Source organism: Pseudomonas sp. CH235 (genome assembly GCF_004368175.1).
GTDB lineage: Bacteria > Pseudomonadota > Gammaproteobacteria > Pseudomonadales > Pseudomonadaceae > Aquipseudomonas > Aquipseudomonas paraglycinae.
The window spans coordinates 252,115-275,127 of the sequence record NZ_RRZJ01000001.1 but is presented as its reverse complement, the minus strand read 5'-3'; the positions used below and the strand labels follow the sequence as shown (position 1 = coordinate 275,127).

Sequence of the window (23,013 nt, the reverse complement as noted above, 5' to 3'; positions counted from 1 at the left end):
TGGAATTTTTCAGTTCAGCGGCGTTATTGCGGCTAGCGCCGCTGCGCTGCATCACGCAATTGCGCGCTGAAGCCCTTGGCCCGTGGTTTTTCCTGTTGATTTTCAGCGTGTGCCGCACTGTGCGTCATATCCGCCGGGTTCAAGGTGAACAACGACGGATCGCTCAACAGCCCATCGGCACTCAACCCGGTACGGCCTTGACGCCCCTGAATCCACAGAAGATCCAGTTCGCTTTCCAGGCGACTGGTACGCACCGCTTGCTGGACGAATTGCCCCGGCACCAGCCCCAGCCCATTGCCCACCGACTCACTGGTGAACTCACCGACCGCTGCCAGACGCAGGTTGCTGCCATCGACGCCCCAGGCTGACAGCTCGGAGATTTGCGCCTCACGCTCAACCACTGGCGTGACGAAAACCGCCGGTTGTGGATCGGGGATGAGGAAGTTGCGGTTGAGGGTGTTCGGGTCGCGCTCGAAGTTGTTGCCACCCGGCGCCGGAATGAACGGCGTAGCGATGTCGAGGGTGATCGTCAGTTCAGCCTGATCGCTGGCGCCGTTACGGTCATTGATGGTGTAGGTGAACACGTCCCGCAGGATCTGCCCGAGACCGGCGGCGGCCAGCACCGCCGGGTTGTTCTGATCGATGGTGTAGGTGTAGCTGCCGTCGGCGTTCAATACCAGCGTGCCGTAGAGGCCAATGATCGGCTGGCCGATCACACCCGCAGTCCCTGAACCCGCCTCGGCGCCGGTGCGGATCCCGACCACCACCAGGATGTCGTTGCCGTCAACGTCGCGGTCATTGGGCAACACGTTACCGGTGGTTTGCGGGGCAGGAGACTGGTCGCTGGCAAAACCGCTGTCGTTCTGCGCCAGCGGTGCGTCATTGGCGCCTTGAATAACCACGGTCAGCCGCGCATCCGAAGTCGCGCCGGCAGTGTCGACCATGCGATAGGTGAAGGTTTCGCTGAGGGTTTCACCTGCCGTGCGCAACGCCTGCACCACGGGATTATTGTTGTCGATAACGTAGGTGTAGGTGCCATCGGCATTCAGTGTCAGTTGCCCATAGAGGCCGATCAGCATTTGCCCGGCACCTGCTGACTGACCGGCCTGATTGCTGACGCTTTGCACCTGTTTGCTTTCGCCATTGACGACGCTGTCGACGTCGTTGTCGTTGTCCAGCACGTTGCCATTGGCGTTGCTGCCCGGCGTGCCGTTGTTGACACCCCCGGCTTCAACCGCCGTGGCGCTGTCATCAGTGGCGACCGGGGTGTCGTTGCGACCGTCGACAGTGATGCGCAATTCGGCGGTGCTGGTGGCGCCCCAGCGGTCGACGATGGTGTAGGTGAATACTTCATTCAGGGTCTGGCCGCTCTGGCGCAAGGCCTGGACGGCGGCCAGATTGTTGTCGACAGTGTAAGTGTAGCTGCCGTCGGCGTTGATCAGCAGGTCGCCATACAAGCCGCGCAACGACGTGCCGACGCTGCCCACTGTACCGATGTCGCTGACGGTGCCTGTGTGAATGCCGATCACCGACAGCGGATCACTCTCCGCGTCGGTATCGTTGTCCAGCACATTGCCGCCGGGGTTGAGTCCGGGTTGATCGTTGTTGGTGCCACCGGCTTCGATGGCGGTGGCCGTGTCGCCATTGGCCACCGGCGCCAGGTTGCGTCCACGAATGATGATGTGGATTTCCGCCAGATCGTTTTGCCCGCCACGGTCGCTGACCTGATAGGTGAAGCGCTCGTTGAGAAATTGCAGCGGGCCGAGGGCCTGAACCGCGGGATTGCTCGAGTCGAGGTTGTAGGTGAAGCTGCCATCGGCGCCGATGATCAATTGCCCGTAAAGGCCATTGATCAGTGTGCCGTTGCTGTTGTCGGTACCGGCCGTGACCCCGGTCAGACTGCCGCCAGCGTCTTCCGTGCCGAAACGAATGCCGGTGACCGTCTTGCTGTCCCCCTGGTCAACGTCGGTGTCATTGGGCAGCACGTTGCCGCTAGGGTTGACGCCGTTGCCCTTGCCGTTATCTGCCACGGCCAGGACGGTATCGTTGGCCGCGACCGGCGCATCCCAGGCACCGTCGATTCGGATGCTCAGTTGCGCGGTGTCGGTGGCCCCGGCGATGTCGCGCAGGCGGTAGGTGAAGGTTTCCACCAGCGAATCGCCGAGCTTCAGCGCCTGCACTGCCGCGAGGTTGTTATTGACCACGTAGTTGTAAGTGCCGTCGGTATTGAGGGTGAGGGTGCCGTACAAACCGTTGAAGGTTTGCGCGCCGACGACGTTGATAAAGGCGCCACCCGCCGCTTCGTTGCCCGTGCGGATACCGGTGACCAGTTTGGCGTCGTTGGCATCGACATCGTTGTCGTTGTTCAGCACATTTCCGCTTGGATTGACCCCGGGCGTGCCGTTGAACGTTCCACCGGCCTCGACCGCCACCGCGCTGTCGTCACTGGCGATCGGATTGTCGTTGGCCCCGCGCACGGTGATGGTCAGCGTCGCGCTGCTGGTGGCGCCGGCCAGGTCGCGGATCCGATAGGTAAAGGTTTCCGTGAGGGTGTCGGCATTGCTGCGCAGTGCCTGGACCTGCGGATTGAGGTTGTCGACCACGTAGCTGTAACTGCCATCGGCATTCAGGGTTAGAACGCCATAGGTGCCATTGAAACCGCTACCGATCAGGCCCACCGACGAGCCCTGACTGACGCCGATGACACTAAGCACTTCGCCGTTGCCGTCGACATCGCTGTCATTGCTCAACACATTGCCGGTCGGATCAGTACCCGGCGTAGTGTTGTTCAAGCCTCCGGCCTCAACAGCAGTGTTGCTGTCGTTCTGGGCGATCGGGGTGTCATTGCGCCCCTGAATCGTGATGTTCAGCGTCGCGCGATCGCTTGCGCCGGCGGCGTCGATCACCTCGTAGCTGAACGCATCGAGCAACGTATCGCCGGCGCGCAAGGCCTGCACGGCGGCCATGCTGTTGTCGAGGCGATAGCTGTAGCTGCCGTCGGCATTCAGTGTCAGCCAGCCGTATGTACCGCGCAGCTCAGTGCCCAAAGTGCCGGCAGTTCCGGTGCCGGACTCTGTACCGGTGCGCACCGAGGACACAGCGCGGGTTTCACCATAATCGTAATTGGGCAGGTCGCCGGGTACTTCGCCGCCGTCGACGTCGCTGTCGTTATCCAGCACGTTACCAGCAGGATCCTGACCGGGCTGGCTGTTGTTCAAACCACCGGCCTCAATGGCCACGCCTGAGTCGTCGTTGGCCCGTGGGTTGTCGTTCTGCCCGCGAATCAGCACGATGATTTCCGCGGTGTCGGTTTCTGGAGTGGCGCCGACGCCATCGCTGACGGTGTAGGTGAAACGCTCGGAAAGCAGATCCACGCTGCGGCGCAGGGCCTGAACGTCAGGGTTGCTGTTGTCGACCTCATAGACATAACTGCCGTCGGGGAAAATCGTCAGCGTGCCATACAGTCCGGCAATCACCGTACCGCCGACATTTACCGCGATCGGTGTTCCCGGATCGCCGCTCGCTCCGGACTTGATCAGCGTGACTGTCAAAGGGTCGCCATCGGGATCGGTGTCATTGGCCGTGACGTCGCCCGAAGGATTGACGCCCGGCGTCAGGTTGTTGATCCCGCCGGCTTCAGTGGCGATAGCGACGACGTTTTGCGCCACCGGTGGATCGTTGACGCCGTGCACGGTAATCACCAGTTGCGCGGTGTCGGTCAGGCCGGTGGTGTCGGTCACGCGGTAAGTGAAAAACTCGGTCAAAGTCTGCCCCGGCGCCAAGGCCTGGACCGCCGAATTGGTGCTATCGACGTCATAGAAAAACGAGCCATCTGCGCCGATGCGCAAGGTGCCGTAGAGGCCGACCACCACGGTGCCGTTGGCTGAGGTGGTACCGGTGGCCACGCCACTGAGCACGTCGACGGCCGGGTTGTAACTGGCTTCGCTTTTGTTGATTACACCATTGACCTGCAATTGGCTGCTCGGCTGGTCATTGGTGTCGACGTCCTGATCGACACCATTGCCACCGGGTTGGGTGATTGGCCCGGGGCGGCTGGGGAACTGAATCACGTTGCCGCTCGGATTGCTTTCCGAGGCGTTGCCATTAGTCGACGCGGCTTGTGCTGACGCCGCATCATCGCTGGCCACCGGGTTGTCGTTGGCGCCCTGGATGACGATGCGCAATTGCGCGACATCATCCAGACCGCCGGTATCGGTCAGGCGATAGCTGAAGAACTCGACCAATTGTTGACCGGCGCTGAGCCGCTGAACTGTTGCATTGCTGTTGTTGACCACATAGCTGTAGGTGCCATCGGGATTTATGGTCAAGGTGCCGTAGAGCCCGGCAATGGCCGTTGCGCCGCTGACGGCAGTGAAATTGCCGGCGCCGGCTTCGGCGACCGCTCGGATACCGGTCACGGTGCGGGTTTCCCCGTTGGCCGCGCTGTCGACGTCCTGATCATTACTCAACACATTACCGGTGGCATCGCTGCCCGGCGTGCCGTTGTTGACCCCACCGGCCTCGATGGCCACTTCGTCATCGTCAATACCCTGCGGCGTGTCGTTGGCACCTTGAAGGGTGACGGTCAGTGTTGCTGTCGAAGTCGCCCCGGCAAGGTCCGCGAGGACGTAATTGAAGTTGTCCTGCAAGGTCTGGCCCGACACGCGCAAGGCCTGCACGGTTGCGTTGTTGTTATCGACGACATATTGATAAGAGCCGTTGCTGCCAATCACCAACTGACCGTACAGGCCATTGATCACGGTGACGCCGAGTACTGGCGTCTGAATGCCGGCGCCAGGGCCGACCGACACCACATGCAGTTGATCGGCGTTGGTGGCGATGTCAACGTCGGTGTCGTTGCTCAGCACATTGCCGCGTGGGTCGATACCGGCGGAGGCGTTGTTGGTGCCGCCAGCCTCCAACGCCGTGGCGCTGTCGTTGACACCCACTGGGTTGTCATTCACCGCGTCGAGGATGATTTGCAGGCTGTCAGTGTCCGTCAGCGCATCTCCGGCCGTACCCGGGAGACCGTCGCCGTCGGCATCGCCGTAGTTGCCACGATCGTTGGTCAGCACGGTCAGGGTGTCGGTGCCATTGAAGTCGGTATTGCCCAGATAACGCAGGCTAGCGAGCGCGGTGTTGATGTCGGCGAGGTTGCCGGTCAGGGTCATGCTCGCGGTATTAGACCCGCTGACCGTGACACCCGGCACGGTCGCGCCGAGGAACAGTGTCCCGTGAGTGACCGTGAGAATAACGCTGATGGCGCGGTCGTTGACGTTCGGATCACGGTTGGCATCAGGATCAGCGACGCTGATACCGCCGATAGCCAGCACCACATCTTCCTGGCCATTTTGTGTGCCGGGGAGGGTGTTGACCGGGGCGTCGTTCTGTTCGACGTAACCGGCATTGGCGCTTTGCGTATCGGCGTCGCCCAACGTGATAGTGATCTGGCCAAGGGTGCCGGCATCACTGTCAACCCGTACGCGCAGATCACCCACCGGTTGCGGATAACTGACCAGCCCCGCCGGCACGTCAATACGAAACACGCCCAGCGGCAAGACGCCGAAGTGGTACTGACCGTTGGCATCGGTCGTGGTGCTGAATTGCAGGTTGTCGGCGCTGGTGTCGAGGCGTCCGTCGGCCCCGGCCCAGGTCAGGGTCACGGTTTGCCCGGCCAGACCGGGGCCGTCTGGCGTAGCGCTGGCAGTTGGACTGGTAGTGTCGTTCCACAGGGTGCCGGTGATCACGCCGAGACCGGCGGTGTCGCGCAAAATGTACTGGTTCGGGCCGACGGCGCTGCCATCGCGTTCACCGGTGGTGGTGCCATCGACCCCGACGCTGTTGCCGCCCCAACTGGTGAAGTCTTCAGGCAGGCTGCTCCAGGTCAATGTCGCATTGCTGCTGGCGACAATGCTCGAGTTCGGCAGATCGACCGAATAGCGCACCTGAATCTGCGCGCCGACATCCAATTGATCGAAGTTGACGCTCAAACCGCCGCTGGTGCTGAAGCTGATCCCCGCCGGCAGGTTGCCCGGGCCGTAACTGACGCCGTTGATGCTGACGCTGAGCAAGGTGTAATTGCTGCCGCCGGCAAAGCCGTCGCTGACGCGCGCATCGAACGCCGGCAGACCGCCATTCTGGATAAAGCTCAGTTGCACGGTGGCGTTGCCGGTACTGCCGGCGGGATTGGGGTTGAACGCGACGATCTGCTTGTCGAGGCCGCTGAAGTTCGGCTCGACCACACGTTCGAACACCGTGTCACTGACCGCACGCCCGGCACCGTTGACGATTTCCCTTGCAGTCACCGCCAGTTGCGCGCCGGCAATGTTGGCGGCGATGTTGGTTACGCGCACGTTGAATTCGATCGAGATGCCTTCCAGATCATCGTCGTTTCCATTTCCGTTGACCACGTTACCGAGATTGAAAGTCACTACCTGGGTGCCATCGGGGTTGGTGACGACGGACAGCCGGCTCGAGTCGAAAATGCCTTGCGGCGCCAGACCTGACAGGTCGGCGGTGATCGGCAGGGCTTCGGGGCTGTTTTCGTTGCCGTCGATGTTCAGCGTGCCACCGACGATCAGGTTGGCATCACTGATCAGCCCTCCGTTGGAGATGAACGCGATGCGCAAGGCATTGACCAGCGCGTCCGGCGAGATGAACTGCAAGCCGTTGGCCAGGGTGATCTGCACTTGATAGTTGGGGTTGTTGCCTTCTGGCACCAGCACCACCACGCGGTAGCGAATCACTTCGCCGACGGTCACCTGTTCGATGGCAGCGGTGGTAGGCGAGGGCGCGGCGGTGTCTGGCAAACCGCCGACACGGGAGATCTGAATGGCCTGCGCCACGGGAATCAGCAGAGTCGACAGGTTGCGGTAATCATTGAGGGTGCCGCCATTGAGCGCGCCGTCGACGCCGGTTCGTTCGCCACTATTGCCACCGTCGAGGCTGGTCCATTGCACGCTCGCCACGTTGGCAATATTCGACAGGGCCGCAGCGCTGGCGTTGACGATGCCGCTAAGCTGCAAAACGATGCTGCCGCCCTTGGCAATATCGATATTGGCGCCGCTGGCGGTGCGCAACTGGCCGCCGACGATTTCGAAGGCAACACCGCCGTTGTTGGTCGCACCGTTCTGATACAGCACGCCGACCAGCGTGACGTTGCTGAGTTGGGTCGGCAGGGTGTCGAGGAAAGTGATGTCGAACGCACTGAAGTCGGTGCTGCCGTTGCCGTTGCTAAGGGTGATATTGAAAGTCACCGTATCGCCCTGGTCATAACCGCCCAGACCCGAAGTCGAGGTGATGACCTGATTGATCTGCAGTATCGGTTCGCGCAGGGTCACGGTGGGCTGACCGCCGCTCAGGGCAACGTTGCGGTCCAGCGCGACGGTACCGTTTGGCGTGTCACCATCCGGGTCACTGAAAATCAGTTGTGCGTTGTTCTGCAGTGAGACGTTGGCCTGGTTGGCAATGACGTTGCTGGCCACCAGTTGCAGACGAATCACGAAGGTGTTGTTACCGGTCTGGTTGTCCGCTGACACGCTCGAGACGCTGAAGGTCCAACGCCCATCCACACCGTCGCCCCCCAGTGCGCCGCCAATCCCGGCGAAACCGCTGACCAGTACGCTTCCAGCGAAATCCGCGCCGAGAGCGCCACTGCCGGCGCGGGTGGTGATGATCTGATAGCCGAGGCCACCGTTGAAACTGGTGTCCAGACGCATCCCCGGCGGCATCAGGTCTTCGATGCGCAGGTTTTGTGTGGTCCCTTCGGGCAAGGTGATCACGATGTCGTAGCGCATGCTTTCGCCGACCACCAGATCGCTGCCGTTGGTGTGACTGGCGCTGGAGTCGCCATTGTCCAGTGTACCGTCGGCAAAGACCTTGCTAATGACCGGCGCGGCAATCTGCTGGCTGGCCAGGTCTGTGAGGTCGGTGGGGGTGAAATCGCTGCCGCCGTTGACGCTGGCGTAATTGCTCAGAGTGGCGGTGGATTGCAGGCTACGGCTGGCCTCGATCGTCGCACTGACCACTACGTCATAACTGATTATCACAACGTTGGCACCGCTGGTATCGGCTGCCGTACCGCTGCGCCCTGCCAACAGACTGGCTTGGCCGCCGGCGTCAAGGAAGGTGATCTGATTGCCGCTGACGCTGTAGTCGGTACCGAGCACCAACAAGGTGCCGTCGCCGCGATAAATCTGCAGGTTGGCCGCCGCCAGACTGCCACCGACGAAGCTCAAGCCAGAGGGCAGGGTGATGCTGGTGCTGACGTCAAACGCGCCGCCACCACCGCTGTTCTCAATGGCCGTGACCAGACGCAAACGGTCGGCGCCGTCGATATTGCTGATGTTGCCGTCGACTGCCGAGAGGTCGGTGACACTGCCGTTGAACGGTTTGCCCGCGGTCCCTGGTGGATTCCAGCTACCGGAAGTACCGGTCACCGTGCCGTTGGAGCCGGACACCACGCCGTGCTTGATATTGAGCACCGGTTCGGCGACCGACACGATCGCAACGACGTCAGAGGAAATCAGCGTGCGGTCGGTGAGGGTGGTCTGCTGGCTCGATTGCGCGAGGACGTCAAGCGAACGCTGGTCGGCAAACGGCTGGTCCCCGACCCTGACCGTGAAGCGAATAACGATGCGGCTGCCGGTGGTGGTGTTGGTGGCAAAGCTGCCGAAATCGAACACCACCGAATTGCCGTCGGCGCTGGTGACGCTGACCACGCCACCGGCATTGGTATTGCCTGCGCCCAGCTCCCATTGGCCGACATCACTGCCCGAGCCCCAGGTAATCGCGCTGACGTTGAATAACGGCAGCGGCAGGTACGCGGTGAGTTTAAACTGCTCGTAATCGCCGGTGACCAGGTCGTAACTCAGCTCGAAGGTCACTTCATCGCCGGGGCGCAGTTCTCCGTTGCCCGGCGGTGCGCCGTTATTGACCTCGACCAGACTGATATCGACATTGCTGGTGGGAATGACGCTGGTGGTGGCGGAGCCGTCGGTTTCACTCTCGCCCGTCAGGTTGAAACGATCGACCAATAGCGTGCCGTCCACGGTAGCGGTGTTGCCCAGTTCGTCACCTTCGTTGATGTCCGGATGCGGGTTGCCTGAAGGCGGCTTGTAGGTCTGGCCGACGACGGCGGAATAGCTCAACACCGCAACCACGGCGCCCTGCAACGTGTCGTCAAAGGCCAGGTCACCGTTGAGCCAGCCGCGAATGTTGTTGAATGCATTACGCAGCGACTGGGCAATGTCGAACACCATTGACGTGCTGCCATCGGCGTTGTTCACCACGCTGGCGACCAGAGTAATGGTCTGCGCGACGCCGTTGATGGTCACCGTCAGGGTCGGCGTGCCGCTGAAGATCTGACCATCGCTGAGCTGGTCGCGGATGACCAGTTGGCCCTCATTGAAAAAGTCCTTGCCGAAGGCAAAGTAGTCGGAAATTGCCAGGTTCAGGGTGTATTGCAGGGTGTCGCCGGGGCTGATGCCGCTGTGGCCGATGTCGGTCTGCATCGTCGCGGTTTTCAGCAGCGTGATCGATTTGGCGATGAATTGCGTGCCTTGGCCGGTGCCGCTGAAATCAATGGTGGTGTTCGGCGCGGTGAGGTCGCGCGGATCCAGTGGCACCCATTGCCCGGAAGCGGTCGGCGGGCCAAGCGTTACGGTCACGGCGTCACCGGTCACCGGGTTGATCACGGGCTGGCCGTTGGCGTCGACTTCAGGGACGTAGAACGCAACCACGGTGTCGGTCTTGCCAGAAAGGCTGGCGTACTCGACGGTGAACGAATTGATATAAACGTCGTTGGCCGCAATCAGCACAGCGATTTGCGCCGCATTGGTCACCACAGTGCCGTCGTGCAGTGTGATCGAGGTCAGCCGGCCTCCAGCGCCGGGGGTAATCGAGTTGACCTGAATATTGTCTGGCAGGGGCTGAGTAACGACGACGTTGGTCAGCGTCTGGCCGGGCGCGGGCGTCGCCGACAGGGTTAGCGTCCGCACATAGTTGGGGCCGGTGGCAGTTTCACCTTCTGGAGTATTGATGGTTTCGCTGACGGTGATCACCGTCGGGTGCACGACGAAGGCAGCGGTGCCGGCCTGGATCAGGCTCGGATCATTGGTCGGGTTGTCCAGCGCGTCATTACCGAATTCGAAGCCGCCACTGGCGCGAATGGTCAGGTCAGGCGAACCGTTGGAAAACGCCGTGTCGGCAAGATTGCTCAAGCTGGCGGTAACCTGCACACCGATCACCGGCTGCTGGTTGGTGACGCTGGCGAAGGGCAACTCGATCACCACCAGTTTGTCGCCGGCGCGCATGCCGTAGGTGGCAGCGTTGATGATCAGGAGGTTGCCATTGGCGTCTTTCGCCAAGGGATGCGTAGCGTTGCCGTTGGCGTCGAACGTCACCACGTGACTGATCAGGTTTTGCCCCAGGTAGGTGGCTGAAATGAAATTGATGCCGTCGTCGCCATCCTTGCCGGTGACCGGTATCGCCAGATTGATGAATGGCGCGTAACCCACCTGGGTCGAGGTGTTGCTGAAGTTCACGGTAAAAGTGAAGCGGTCACCGAGCAGCACATCGCTGCCACCCGTGGACACCGTGGCGGTCGGTGCCGCATCGGCCAGCAAGCCGTCGAAATGGGCCATGGCGAGGCTGCTGATAGCAATGCTCTTATCGAGGTCACCAACCCGGGTTTCCAGGGTCCAGTCACCGCCGGACTTGCTGCTGCCGGTGTCGTTGCTGGAGGCGCCGACATCGGCGCCAGTCCAGCGCGCCAGCTCGCTGACCAGGGTTTGCCCGGCCGCACCGGCGCCCACATCGCAACCATAGAGCTGAATGTCCGCACCTTGGGTCAGATTGTTACGCCACTGTTCGAGGGTCTTGCCCAGCGAGTCGATGTTGTCTGAGGTGACGGTGCGGTTACCCAAGGTGAATTGTCCGGCGCCGCCATGGGACATGATCTGGATCGAATCGACCTTGCCCAGTTGTGCCAATGCCGCAGAGATCGCCGCCAGACCGTCTTCGCCGACATTCACCACAATCGCTGTGACATTGTCCGGCAACTGCGCGACCAGTTGATCCCTATTTTCAATGCGGCTGTCGATCACCAACAAACTGCGCGCTGCAGACGGTGCTTGCTCGGTATCGGCCCGGCCTTCAGTGGGCGTTGCGTGAGGGACTTGAGCCTCTACCGCAGCCGGCTGGGCGGCAGGATCAGTGTGATGCTGCTCGACCGTCGCTGAGGCTGCAGCACCATCGAACAGGATCCTTGGCTCCAAAGCCAACGACTGACGCTGCGGACGCAGGTGTGCGCCGTAAAATACACCCCGTGAACCATTCATGATCGGCCCTCGTACTACGTGCTGAATCATTCCATTGAATGCCGACGCAGTGCGACGGACACATCAAGCGTAGGAGTAGCTGGCGTCTTTTACCAAGTCATCTGCGGTCATCTGTGCCTTTTTGGGACACACGGCACAGCCACTCTTACCGAGTGGTTTAAAACCGCCAGACCAAACCACCACCCAATACATGCAGCGCTGCGTTCTTATACTCGCCGGATACCGTGCCTCCGGAGCGTGATTTGGTCTGTTGCACGTCCATATCCCCCAGGTAGATCAGGGTGTAGCTCATGTGCACGTCCAGGTTTTCTTGCAGCGTGTAGTTGAATCCGGTTGCCAGACGCCATGTCTCATTCATGGGGTTATCGACAGTGCGATCCTTGTCGTCGACGGCGGAAGAGTCATAGGCGACGCCGATATTCCAGCGCAGCTTGGGGTTGATCTGGTTTTGCGCGCCGACGGAAACATGCCAAGTGTCCTTGTATTGCCGATCGGCAGTGCGCGCGGTCGATGCGGCATCGGTGTCAACCTCGACACCCAACTTGCCGAAATCACTCCAGTCTTGCCAGCCGAGGCTACCCAGCAATGTCCACTGAGGATCGAGCTGGTATGAAATACTGGTGGTGACTGTCTGAGGAACATTCATGTCGATATTCAGTTGATCGACGTCAATACGGTTCAGCGCGACTCGAAGCAGAGGATTGGTGATGTTTTTCAACTCGGGCCGGTCTTCAAATTCCAGTTTGACCTTGCTGGTCCATGCAATCCCGAGCTTGGTCCTTTCGTTTAGTTTGTAAAGCAAACCGATATTCGCGCCCGTGCCCCAGTCGGTGTCTTTGTAACGTAACTGCCCATCGTCAGCGTTGCCCAGGCCCAGCACGTTGTTATTGACCGCTACTTCAGTGCGGAAGTAGCCCAGCATGAAGCGTGGTCCAAAGCCGATCGACAAATCATCAGAAATTTTATAGGCGTAGGTCGGCTGGAATGAAACGCCGATAATTGCAGACTCTTGAGTGAAATATCGTCCTGCCCAGTCGTCGTCATAGTCCAGTGCCAGACCGAAATTGCCATACATCCCGAAGCCGATAGTCGAACGATCATCAAGTTGATGGCTGACGAAAAAACTACTGCCCGGAAGATACTTCAGTGCATTGCCGCCCTCGTTGCCACTAAAGGTATTGTCTCCGTCACGGGAAAAACTCACGTCACCCAGGATCACTTGGGCATTGAAGTTGACCTGGGTGCCAGCCAACTGACTGATGCCGGCCGGGTTGTTCATCAGCACACTCGGGTCTGTGGCCAGCACTGCCGCCCCGGCGTTCGCAAGGCCCGTGCCCTCGTGGCCTGCTTCATAAATCATGATACCGCCCGCCTGGGCGGACATGCTGCTGAGCAACAAACTTGTAGCACCGAGAAGTGACAGGCCTTCGCGCAGGGCGTTTCTAATGGTGAGTTCCGATCCAGAGCGGCGCAAAATCGTGACGGACATGAGGGTCTCTCCTTACTGGGCGGCAGGGCAACCGTTACCGGGTTTGCTGGCAGTTCGGCCCACCAACGCTGCCAGTCGTTTGACGTTGTTTTGCTGGGCTGCTACCAGATCATCAATGCTGACACCGGATGCGGTTTGCAGGACGCTGCGACAATTCAGCGAAAATGCCCCGTCGGCACTCCGCAAGCGCCAATTAGCGTCCATGAGAGCGTATTGGCCAGGAACCGAATCGAAGCGTTGCACCTCCACGCGTAGTAGCACTTTTCCATTAACGCGGACGTTGTTGAGCTGATCACTCAGTGCACTGCGTAGCTCTTCGGAAAGACTGGCGGCCCACCATTGGGTTTCGAGGATTGCCAGCCCGCTGTCGCCTTGGCGAATCACGATCTGCGGCCTGTCGACTTGCGGCGGCACCGTCATGCTTTCGATCTGAATTTCGCCAACGACGCTGTAGGAGGGGCCCGCCGGTTGCGCCGGGGTCAAGGTGTGGAACGAGATTGGATCGCTGCGGCATGCTGCCAGCAGCAACAGCATGCTGGCCAATGCTGAAATACGTCCTGACTTCATCGGTTTCGCTCCTGCGCTTAGTTACGTGGCGGCCCTTTCAGGTCCAGTGGCGCGGCATTGGCGGGGCGTCCGCGAATCAGCGATTCGGGGTTGCGTCCCAAGTAATCCGAGAGTTCACGCAGAGAGCGCGACATGCGTCCGAGTTCATTAAGTGTTTCAGTCAGTTTTTCCCGCTGCGGCGAGTCTTCAGCCAGCGTCGCATTGGCCGACTGCAAGGTTTTGCTCATGTCGGCAAGCGTGCTCTGTACCCTCGGCAACGTTTTGGCATTGAACTGTGTAAGCCCTTTGCGCAGTTCGGTCAGGTTGCCATCAAGATTGCTGGCAATTCGCTCGACCGGCAGCTTGTTGATCTTGTCGACCATGGCCTGCAATTGCTCTTGCAGCAGTTCCAGGCTGCCAGGCACGGTGGGGATCGCAATCGGCCGTGCGTTGATGTCGAACGCCACCTTCGGCGCCTTTGGAAAGAAATCCAGCGCAATATATAACTGACCAGTGAGCAGGTTGCCGCTACGTGCTTGCGCTCGCAAACCGTTGCCGACAAAGGTGCTGAATATCCGTGCAGTCCCCGCTATGTCCTCCGGGTCGTGTTTCAGCACCTTCAGCAGTTTTGCGTGTGCCTGGCCCAGCCGTTGCGGATAAATCACGATGCCTACATTGACCGGAAAGCTGCGTTTGGCCTCATCAAAATCAAGATTGACCGAGACAACCTTGCCAATCTCGACACCGAGAAACTCGACCGGCGCGTCAACCTTGAGCCCGCGCATCGCCTGATCGAAACGCAAACTGAGGTATTGTGCCTTGCCATTGGGAGGGGCGAGGGCGGCTTCTTGATTCGCGAACAGTTCGAAGTTCTTGTCCTCGCCTGCGGCCGTGTCGTTCGGACTGAACTCGGGCGCCCGAAAAGCAATGCCACCCACCAGTAAGGTCGACAGTGATTCGGTTTTCAAAGCGAAACCGTTGGCACCTACATTTACGTCGATACCGCTGGCGTTCCAGAAACGAGTATTCTCGGTGACATAGGCGTCGTTCGGCGTATGAATGAACACTTCAATACTGACGCCTTTACCATCGGGGTCCAGCGCATAAGCCACGACTTGGCCCACCGGTATCTTGCGGTAGTAGACCGGGGAGCCGATGTCCAGGGAGCCGAGATCTTCGGTGTGCAGGGTAAAGCGTTTGCCCGGTTCGCCGTAGGTAATCGGAGGCGGATTTTCCAGCCCCTTGAACGTTTTTGCCCGCGTGTTTGACTGACCGATATCGGCGCCGATGTAGTCGCCGGAAAGCAGGGTGTCGATGCCGGACACGCCACCCGCGCCGATACGGGGTCGCACTACCCAGTATTTGGAGTCTTCGCGAGTGAAGCCTTCTGCCTGTTTGGCCAGTTTGATCGTGGCGTTCACGCTTTTCTGATCGTCGCTCAGACTGACATCCGAGACGTGTCCGATCACCACATTGCGGTACTTGACTTCGGTTTTGTTGGCGGTGAGTCCATCACCTGTTTTAAACGTCAGCGTGATGGTCGGCCCTTCCTGAAGAATGCTGTGAACCACCAGTGAAATGCCTACCAGCACTGCAATGATGGGTACTATCCAGACCAGCGAGACGCCGAATCGACGCGTCTTGAGCGGGGCCTGTCCCGGGGTATGCGGCTTGTCATTGGTGGATGACTTCATCCATGAACTCCCTGTCTTGCCGATTGTGTTGGTCCCAGATAAGGCGCGGGTCGAAACTCATCGCCGAGAGCATGGTGAAGACCACCACCAAGCCAAAAAACAGAATGCCGGCACGTGGTTCGATGTCGGCCAGTGCGTCGAACTTCACCAATGACGCGACCAGTGCCACGACGATGACGTCGAGCATCGACCAATACCCGATGACCTCAACGAACCGGTACAGACGGGAGCGTTCCTTGAGCGCCCATTGGCTGTCGCGCTGAACCGTGACCAGCAGCAGCGTGATCGCGACAAACTTGATACCGGGCACGGCGATACTTGCAATGAAGATGATCAGCGCGATATCCCAGGCTCCGGCCTCCCAGAACTCCAGCACGCCGCTCATGATAGTGCTGTCAGCGCCGTTGCCGACCATTTTGGTATTCATGACCGGCAGCAGATTGGCCGGAACATAGAACGCCAGCGCCGTGAACATATAGGCCCAGGTCCTCGTCAGCGAATCGGGCTTGCGGCGATGCAGGGTAGACCCGCAGCGTTCGCACTCATGGGGTTCGCCCGTCATGTCGCACGCCTGGCCGCAACTGTGGCAAAGACACAAGTTAAGGTCATTGGCATTGGGCGGCATGTTCATAGGATGTCCCACAGTTCGCGGATATCGCGCCCGGCAATGCGGATCATCATCAGGCTCAACACGGCGAGAGCAAACAGGCCAATACCCGGCAACACGTCCAGCAGCCCGGCAAGTTTGATCACCGCGACCATGGCCCCAAGAAGGCAGACTTCAAGCATGCTCCAGGGTCTAAGGGTTTCCAGCCATCGCATGCAGAAGCGGAAACCGGGGGAACGACGAGATTTCAGCGCAAAGCCCAGCACCCAAACCAGCAGCAGCAACTGGATAATCGGCGCAATGATCATGGCTACTGCGGCTACGAGTGCTATGAAAGTGATCGGTCCAAGGCTCAACGCCACGACAGAATCCCATAGCGTCGCACTGTTTTTCAGACCTTTGAGGCTGATGCTCATCACCGGATAAAAATTAGCGAAAATCCACACCACCAGCGCTGTGAGAGTGAGCGCCAAACGCTGCTCAATCGTCAGTCCGTTATAGCGCTGGAGCACGCCGCCGCAGCGCACGCACCAAGTCTTCTGATTCTTGATGAGCACGCTGCGCTCGTAAACACCGTCGCAGTGCTCGCAAATGATCCATCCCTTGTCATTTCCCATCGGGTACGCTCGGCGGACTTTAGAGACTGGAAAAACTTCAATGAGAATAGAAGTGCTTTAAGGTTCAGCAACTTTTTTTATTTCAGTATCTGATGAAAAGCACGAGATCTACTTCGATTGGCGATCAGGGCAAAAAGTTGAGCTATACATAAACGGCTCGTCTATTGGCTCATCAAAAGCCAGGACGTTTGCAGCCATGCATTGATCGAATGGGCTTCGCGAAATTTCGCACACCAGGGAGATTCAAGAATGAGAGCAACGCTTTTGATGGGGTCGGTATGTCTGGCTACGCTAGCCATGACCGGATGTTCAAGCAAGCTGACTCAGCCTGATGAGTACTCGGGTTTCCTCAAGGATTACAGCCGTTTGAAAGAGGAAAAATCCCCCTCGGGTGCAGCCGTGATGCGCTGGGTTGATCCCAAGCTCGATCTGAACAAATACTCGAGCGTTTACGTAGAGCCGAGCCAGCTTTACCCCAAACCACAACCTACCGACAAGATTCCGCAAAGCACACTCAACGGCATCACGTCCTACTACGACTCTGCACTCAAGCGTGAGCTGGGCAAGTCCCTGCCTTTGGCCAATGGCCCAGGCCCGGGCACCATCGTTGTGCGAGCGGCTATCACGGCTGTCAGCAGCAAGACTGAAGGGCTCAAGCCATACGAAGTGATTCCAATCGCGCTGGTCGCCGCTGCAGTGAGCACTGCGACTGGTATTCGTGACCAGGAAACTACGATCGCCACTGAAGCCGTATTTCTGGATGGCGGCAATAACGCGGTGATTGCTCAGGTTGTGCGCAAAGGCACTGGCCAGCCGCTGGAGAACGACAGCCAAATCATGAAAGCGACAGATGCGCGCAAGGTATTGGACGAGTGGGCGGCGGACCTTCACCAGTCGTACCTGAAGTTGAAAAACAAGTAACGTCGGACTGACTTGCTAACCCTTCTGTCCTGTCAACCATGATGAGGGGCAGGGCAGGTGGGCTGGCACTCAGGATTTGGCAACCAGGGTTGTATAGCTTCCAGGAGGCCACGACCTCCACGTCGCAAATTGGTGAGCAGCGTCAGCCATGTCAGCTCGGTAATGATCACATGTGATGCGGGAATCAAGCGCACTTCACCCGCAGTACCGCCAGCGGGACCACCATCAGGCATGTAGATCGTCAGGAGCTCGCCGACACTTTCGAGCACCAGACAGACGCGCCACCCTTCACCTTCCGCGATTAACCCGACCTTTGAGCCGTCGTCATTTTCCAGCCCGGCCATTCGACTCGCGGCGTCCTTGAACAGTTGATACCCGGGCAAATTGCCAAGGACCTTGTTTTCAATCGCGTCGATAGCACGCGACGCGGCTGTCGTCTTCGCCAGCAGGCCAGCCAAAAAACACAGCAGAATCAAACCCGCCAAGGTAGCCAGGCTTAGTAGCGTGACACCGGCGATGTCATAGCCGGAGAACATTGGCAAAAGCTTTTGCACCGGGCCTCGCAGAAGGTGAATGGCTTTTTCGATCAGCACGAAAATGAGAACCAGCGGCAGGATAAAGATCAGGCCACCGAGCACTGTAGTCTTGAAGAACTTGAACATAGCCCGCTCCTTCATGAATGGCTGTAGCGCGCAACTGTGATTGACTGGCCTGGAACCGGCCAGCCCCCTTCACCTTAGGCTACAAGTCGTAACCGCACTCATTTCAATGCCGGATCCGCAATATTCATTTTCTTCCAGGACTGCAAGACTACCTGTGCCTTGGGTTCCTGCCCGCTGTTGAGATACCACTCGATCAGCGATAGCCGCGCGTTGCGATTGGCAGGTTGCACCTTGAGCAAACGCTCCAGTTGCGCACAGGCTTCATCCACTTTGCCATTCTCGTGCAGAGCAACTGCCAGAACGTAACCGTACTGTGCATTCTGCGGCTCCAGTTGCGCAGCCTTGCTGAGGGATGGCATGGCCTCGGCGGTTTTTCCCGCGCGGATCAAGGACAGTCCGCGAGTATGGTGCAGCAACGCGGCGTCAGGGTGTTGTTTGAGGCTTTCATCAAGCAGGGCTTGGGCTTCCTGACTGCGGCTGTTGCCTTCCAGCCATTGCACAAGCGTGACCAAAGCGGGGTAGAAGTCCGGATCGCGCTTGATTGCCGTGCGCAGTAGCCCCTCTACTTCGCTGGAACGACCATTGGCTTGATAGAGCATCGCCAGGTTGAGGTTGGCTTCCGCGCGCTCCGCCAGACTCTTTTGCACGGCTTCGTACTCGGCAATTGCGGCGTCCCAGTTGGCCTGTGCCGGGCCAAGTCCGTTGCGAGCGACACTCAACAGATCCCGTGCCGCCACGATGCGCACAGCTTTGACCGAATCACCCAGTAGCGGCGTCAAAAGAGAGGTCCGCTCCGGCGGCGGGAGAAACGCGCTGACTGCGCGTACTGCGGCTTCACGGACTTGCGGCTCCGGATTTTTCAGGTCCTGCGTTGCCAGCTTCAACGCTTGATCACTCGGATACAGCGCCAGCTCCGCCAACAACGTCGCACGCTGAATAGCCGGTAGATTGCTGCGCTGCAACTGCTCGTATAACGCCTGCGCTGCACCGGGTTGGCCATTGCGAATCAGTCGCAGGCTTTCGTCGTAACGCGGCGCCTGCGGGGCAGTCGAGCTGTTCCACAGTTTGAATTGCGCGGTGATCTTGTCCCCGGCCTGGCCTTGGTGACAAGTCAAACAGGCGTCCTGAGTGCCGAGTTTTGCCGCGCGTTCCGGGTTGGGAATACTGAAGCTGTGGTCATGCCGGAAATCGTTACCCATATAGAACTTGCCGGGCATGTGGCAATCGACGCACTGTGAACCAGGCTGGCCCATGGCGTGGCGGGTGTGTTCAACCGAGTCGTAGTTTTTTGCCTGGAGGCCTTTACCATCGACACCTTCGACGGCGGTTTTCCCAGCGGTGTTATGGCATTGCAAGCACACTCCGTTACCCGGTGCTTTCAACTCGCTGCTATGCGGGTTATGACAATTGCTGCAGCGCACGCCTTTGTCGAACATTTTGCTTTGCAGGAACGAGCCATGTTCGAACACTTCATCCTTGATTTTGCCGTCCAGTGAGTACAGCTCGCGGGTGAGGGCGCTTGGCAGGTAATCGTCCATCAAACGCTTTCCTACGGTGTAGCCATCACCCAAGGGCGCGCGGCGAGCGTGGCAGCGGGCGCATGTCTCGATTTCGACGGTGGCGTTCTTGTCCTTAAGGTTGACGTCGAAACCAGCATGGATCAGATCTGTTTGCTTCGCTGTCCACTCAAGGTGGTTCGACGCCGGACCATGGCACGCCTGACAACTGACGCCAAGACTGTTCCAGTGACTGGCGAAAGTGTTGCTGGCGGCATCGAAGTTGCGCTTGAAACCGGTGGTATGGCACTCAACGCACATGAAGTTGGCGTTCTGGCTCGGCTTGCTCCAGTGCAGTGGATTCTTGAAATTCACACCTTGGCCTGCGTAGAGATGAAACCAGCGATGCTTCTCGGTATCCCAGGCGACACCCAGTGCCTGCAGGCGACCTTCGCCGACCTCGATCAGGTATTGCTGGAGCGGCGCGATGCCGAAGGTGTAAGCGACTTTGAAATCGGCGTTCTTGCCATCGAGCCCCGGTGCATTGACCCAGAATTCGTCGCCCTTGCGCACGAAACGGGTGGTCTCGTTTTCGGCTTTGAAGGTGACGTTGTTAAAGTCACCCAGCATGGTTTCGGCGGTGGCCGGTTGCATGGCCAATTGATGGTGTGAGCCTTGCCAATCCTTGACCTGTTCGCTGTGACAGCCCTGGCATTGTTGTTCATCGACCATCGTCGCCAGTTTGGCTGCGACCACCGGTACAGACTTGGCGGGTTGCACCACGGGGGGGCTGACCTCCACATACTTGCTCGACGCGGGTGCCGGGCTGAGTAGAAACCAGCCGATTCCCGCGACGGCTGCCAGCAGCAGGCCGATAGTGACGGGAAACAGGTAGCGAGAAATTGAGGTTTGTGTGGTGTCAGGCTGATTCGGTGCGGCTCTGTTTTTATGCTTGGGCATTGCGACTTCCGTAGTCCAGGTCCATGTGCCTTCAGGCAAGTATTCGAGCTGATGCAGCTTTAGCCTGCTGGCAGGCGAGTGTCAATGTTCAATAGGTAATCATTGGCCGACGAACCAGCGAAAATACGGATTACCTCCGTCACCACTCATGACTTCTCGGATGTCGCGTGCCCAGGCGTCTCGGTCACCGTCATAGGCATGCAGGCTGGCTCGGTAAAACTGCATCAGGCGTTGGCGATGGGCTTCCATACGCTGGTTAATGCCTTCGTCACCATTTACCAGAGGAGGCGAAACGTACAGGTCCAACAATGCTGGAAGTACCCGGGTGATCTCTTTGGCGCGCACCCATGGTGCGTATTCAATGTGCGGCTGATCGTCCGTTACAGCAGGTGCATCGGCGGCGAAACGCTCAAGTCCGGCCCGGTCGGTGACCCAGGTTGACAGCAACGCTGCGGGTGAGCCAATACCGACGTCTTGCAATGTGCCACGCACCGAATCTTGCTGAAAACGCTGGCTGATTTTTGTCACGTCCAGTTCGATCGGCTCCATCGAACCTACCAACAACATTTCATGAAATTCGCTGGTCCAGATATTCGCATAAGGAAATACGTCGAGAAAACTGCGCACCAGTGAGCGCGACTCTTCAATATTTTGTGTTGGCAAAGGCAACCATTGAGCGACCAGGCCGTGTTTCTGCAAACGGCTGGCGGCCAATTGATAGAAGTCCCGGGAATACAAATTCACTACGCCGGCGGCGGAGGGTGGTGGAGGTTCGAGCGTAATCAAGTCGTAGTTTTGCGGACTGCGCAGGAGCTCCTGACGGCCATCGCGCAGGCGCACGTCGACACCGGGATCACTGGCCGCGTTGAAATTTCCTTTGAATAATGGGGCGGCCTTGATCACGGAGGGCAGCAATTCCGCTACTACTCGATGCTCCAGCCCTGGATATTTGAGCAATGCACCTGCGGTGATTCCGGTACCGAAACCGATCACCAAAGCCGAGCGGGGCTCGCCATTGTGGATGAGCAACGGCAGCAACGCCTGAATGCGCATGTAGCGCAGTGACGGCATCGCGTCGCCGGTGTTTGAAACCCCCTGGATATAAAGGCGCCGGAATGCGTTTTGCCCTTTACCTTGGGTGACCACCGCAACCGTACCGCCGCGACCCTCTTCGTAGAATGCCAGCGTTCCATTGCGAGCGCCGGGTAACAGGCTCGCCAGCTTATCGACTGGCGTTAACAGTGCGAATGCTACCGATACCAGGCCGAGCGCAACCACAGCCTGGCGCCGTCCTTTTTTCACTCCGTGTGCTTTGCGTACCGCCAGATAACCGATGCCCGCCGCGATGACCGCAAGCAGGCCCAAAGTACGCACCAGGCCAAGCAAGGGAATCAGCACAAATCCGCAGAGCAGCACCCCGATGATCCCGCCAAGGGTGTTGAAGGCGACCACCGCACCGACGTCTCGGCCAACTCGGTCATGACCAACGCTGAGGCGTAACGCCAAAGGAAACGCCGCCCCGAGCAGCAGGGTCGGGAGAAACACAATGCTCATTGCGGCAACTGCAAAACGGGCACTCATCCCCGCCAGTTCACTGGCGCCCAATGCCAGCAGCCAAATTTCGGCCTGACTCTGCGCCATCACTAACCAACGTCCGAGCAAAGCGATTTCCAGCAGCGCAATCAGCCCGGCGGCGACGATAAGCAAACCAAACACGCCCCATGGATCGCGGATCCGATCAACGCGGCGGGAGAGCAGGGCGCTTCCAAGAAACAGCCCGGCAAGGTACGTCGCCAACACCACGGCAAATGCGTAGGTACGAGTACTCATGAATTGCACGATCGACTGCGACCACACCACTTCATAGCCCAGGGCCACACCGCCGGCTACTGCGTAGAGCCACAAGGCTGTGCGATCGGGGGATTGCTCGGAAAGGTGCTTGACCGCAGCAGCCTTCGTTACCGGCTGCTGATGCTGCCACCAGAGCGCGCCGGCGGCAGCCAGCAGATTGAACATGGCGGCGAATAGCGCGCTGCCCCTGACACCGAAGGTGGCAACCAGTACAAACGCGGCAAGCAGAGTACCGGCAATCGCGCCGAGGGTATTGGCTGCGTACAGTTGGCCGCCGGCCTTGCCCGGGGCTGATGCCAGGGATCGCACCAGCACGGGGAGCGTACCTCCCATCAGCAAAGCAGGGACGCCCACCAGAGCGAAGGGGAGTATCCATGCCAGCACGCCGACATACTGCTGCAGCCAGGCAAACACCGGGGCAGAAAGGCTAAGTGCGAACGTTGCGCCGACACCTAGTGCGGCAACCAGCACTTCCAGAATGGCGTAGAGCACGACAGGTTGATGCAGGCGATCTGCCCAGCGGCCGAACAGCCAGCCACCGAACGCCAGACCCGCGAAAAATGCGCTGATGCCCGTGGTGATGGCATAGACCTCAACACCAACCACCAATGACAACTGCTTGATCCAGAGCACTTGATAGATCAATGCCGCCGCACCGGATATGCACAGCAAAAGCGCGGGGACGATCAGGGCTATACGAGAGGGGCCAGCAACAGACATATCCGGGATTTCGCTAGTAACTCGTGAAGACATTGCACGACAGCCTTATTCCGATTCGAAAGTGCTTAACGTTACTCGGGCTTTACCGGGGGCCTGGAGGACAAAGCGCTT

General features: G+C 59.1%; 10 protein-coding genes. 1 reads left to right on the top strand and 9 read right to left on the bottom strand.

The genetic code is table 11. The features are described 5' to 3' along the window. Window positions 1-32: 32 nt before the first annotated feature. From EIY71_RS01080 to EIY71_RS01055, 6 genes are all read right to left on the bottom strand, one after another. Window positions 33-11,339 carry a VCBS domain-containing protein gene (locus EIY71_RS01080; protein ID WP_134020027.1) on the bottom strand — a complete coding sequence of 3,769 codons (11,307 nt, stop codon included), beginning with the start codon at window positions 11,337-11,339 and terminating at the stop codon, window positions 33-35. 157 nt (window positions 11,340-11,496) lie between these two features. Beyond that, a complete protein-coding gene (locus EIY71_RS01075) occupies window positions 11,497-12,723 on the bottom strand; it encodes an OmpP1/FadL family transporter (protein ID WP_240871907.1) in 1,227 nt (408 codons plus the stop codon). Between the two features lie 117 nt (window positions 12,724-12,840). After that, complete coding sequence (locus EIY71_RS01070) at window positions 12,841-13,362, bottom strand: membrane integrity-associated transporter subunit PqiC (protein WP_240871787.1); 522 nt, start codon at window positions 13,360-13,362, stop codon at window positions 12,841-12,843. 50 nt (window positions 13,363-13,412) lie between these two features. Beyond that, window positions 13,413-15,068 carry an intermembrane transport protein PqiB gene (locus EIY71_RS01065; RefSeq protein WP_134020024.1) on the bottom strand — a complete coding sequence of 552 codons (1,656 nt, stop codon included), beginning with the start codon at window positions 15,066-15,068 and terminating at the stop codon, window positions 13,413-13,415. Further along, complete coding sequence (locus tag EIY71_RS01060; RefSeq protein WP_134020021.1) at window positions 15,049-15,699, bottom strand: paraquat-inducible protein A; 651 nt, start codon at window positions 15,697-15,699, stop codon at window positions 15,049-15,051. The genes EIY71_RS01065 and EIY71_RS01060 overlap by 20 nt, the downstream gene beginning before the upstream one ends. Further along, window positions 15,696-16,292, bottom strand: coding sequence for a paraquat-inducible protein A (locus tag EIY71_RS01055; protein ID WP_085745676.1), 597 nt, complete (start codon window positions 16,290-16,292; stop codon window positions 15,696-15,698). Before EIY71_RS01055 ends, EIY71_RS01060 begins: the two co-directional genes overlap by 4 nt. A gap of 249 nt (window positions 16,293-16,541) precedes the next feature. Between EIY71_RS01055 and EIY71_RS01050 the strand changes: the two genes are divergently transcribed. Next, window positions 16,542-17,213 (top strand): DUF3313 domain-containing protein, encoded by a 672-nt coding sequence (locus EIY71_RS01050; protein ID WP_085745677.1) that lies wholly within the window; start codon window positions 16,542-16,544, stop codon window positions 17,211-17,213. A 32-nt stretch (window positions 17,214-17,245) separates the two neighbouring features. Here the strand turns inward: EIY71_RS01050 and EIY71_RS01045 are convergent, their stop codons facing one another. The 3 genes from EIY71_RS01045 to EIY71_RS01035 all read right to left on the bottom strand — a co-directional run bounded on the left by EIY71_RS01045 (window position 17,246) and on the right by EIY71_RS01035 (window position 22,935). Beyond that, complete coding sequence (locus EIY71_RS01045) at window positions 17,246-17,875, bottom strand: hypothetical protein (RefSeq protein WP_134020018.1); 630 nt, start codon at window positions 17,873-17,875, stop codon at window positions 17,246-17,248. A 98-nt stretch (window positions 17,876-17,973) separates the two neighbouring features. Further along, window positions 17,974-20,331, bottom strand: coding sequence for a tetratricopeptide repeat protein (locus EIY71_RS01040; protein ID WP_134020014.1), 2,358 nt, complete (start codon window positions 20,329-20,331; stop codon window positions 17,974-17,976). Between the two features lie 99 nt (window positions 20,332-20,430). Continuing rightward, complete coding sequence (locus tag EIY71_RS01035) at window positions 20,431-22,935, bottom strand: fused MFS/spermidine synthase (protein WP_134020013.1); 2,505 nt, start codon at window positions 22,933-22,935, stop codon at window positions 20,431-20,433. Between the last annotated feature and the right edge of the window lie 78 nt (window positions 22,936-23,013).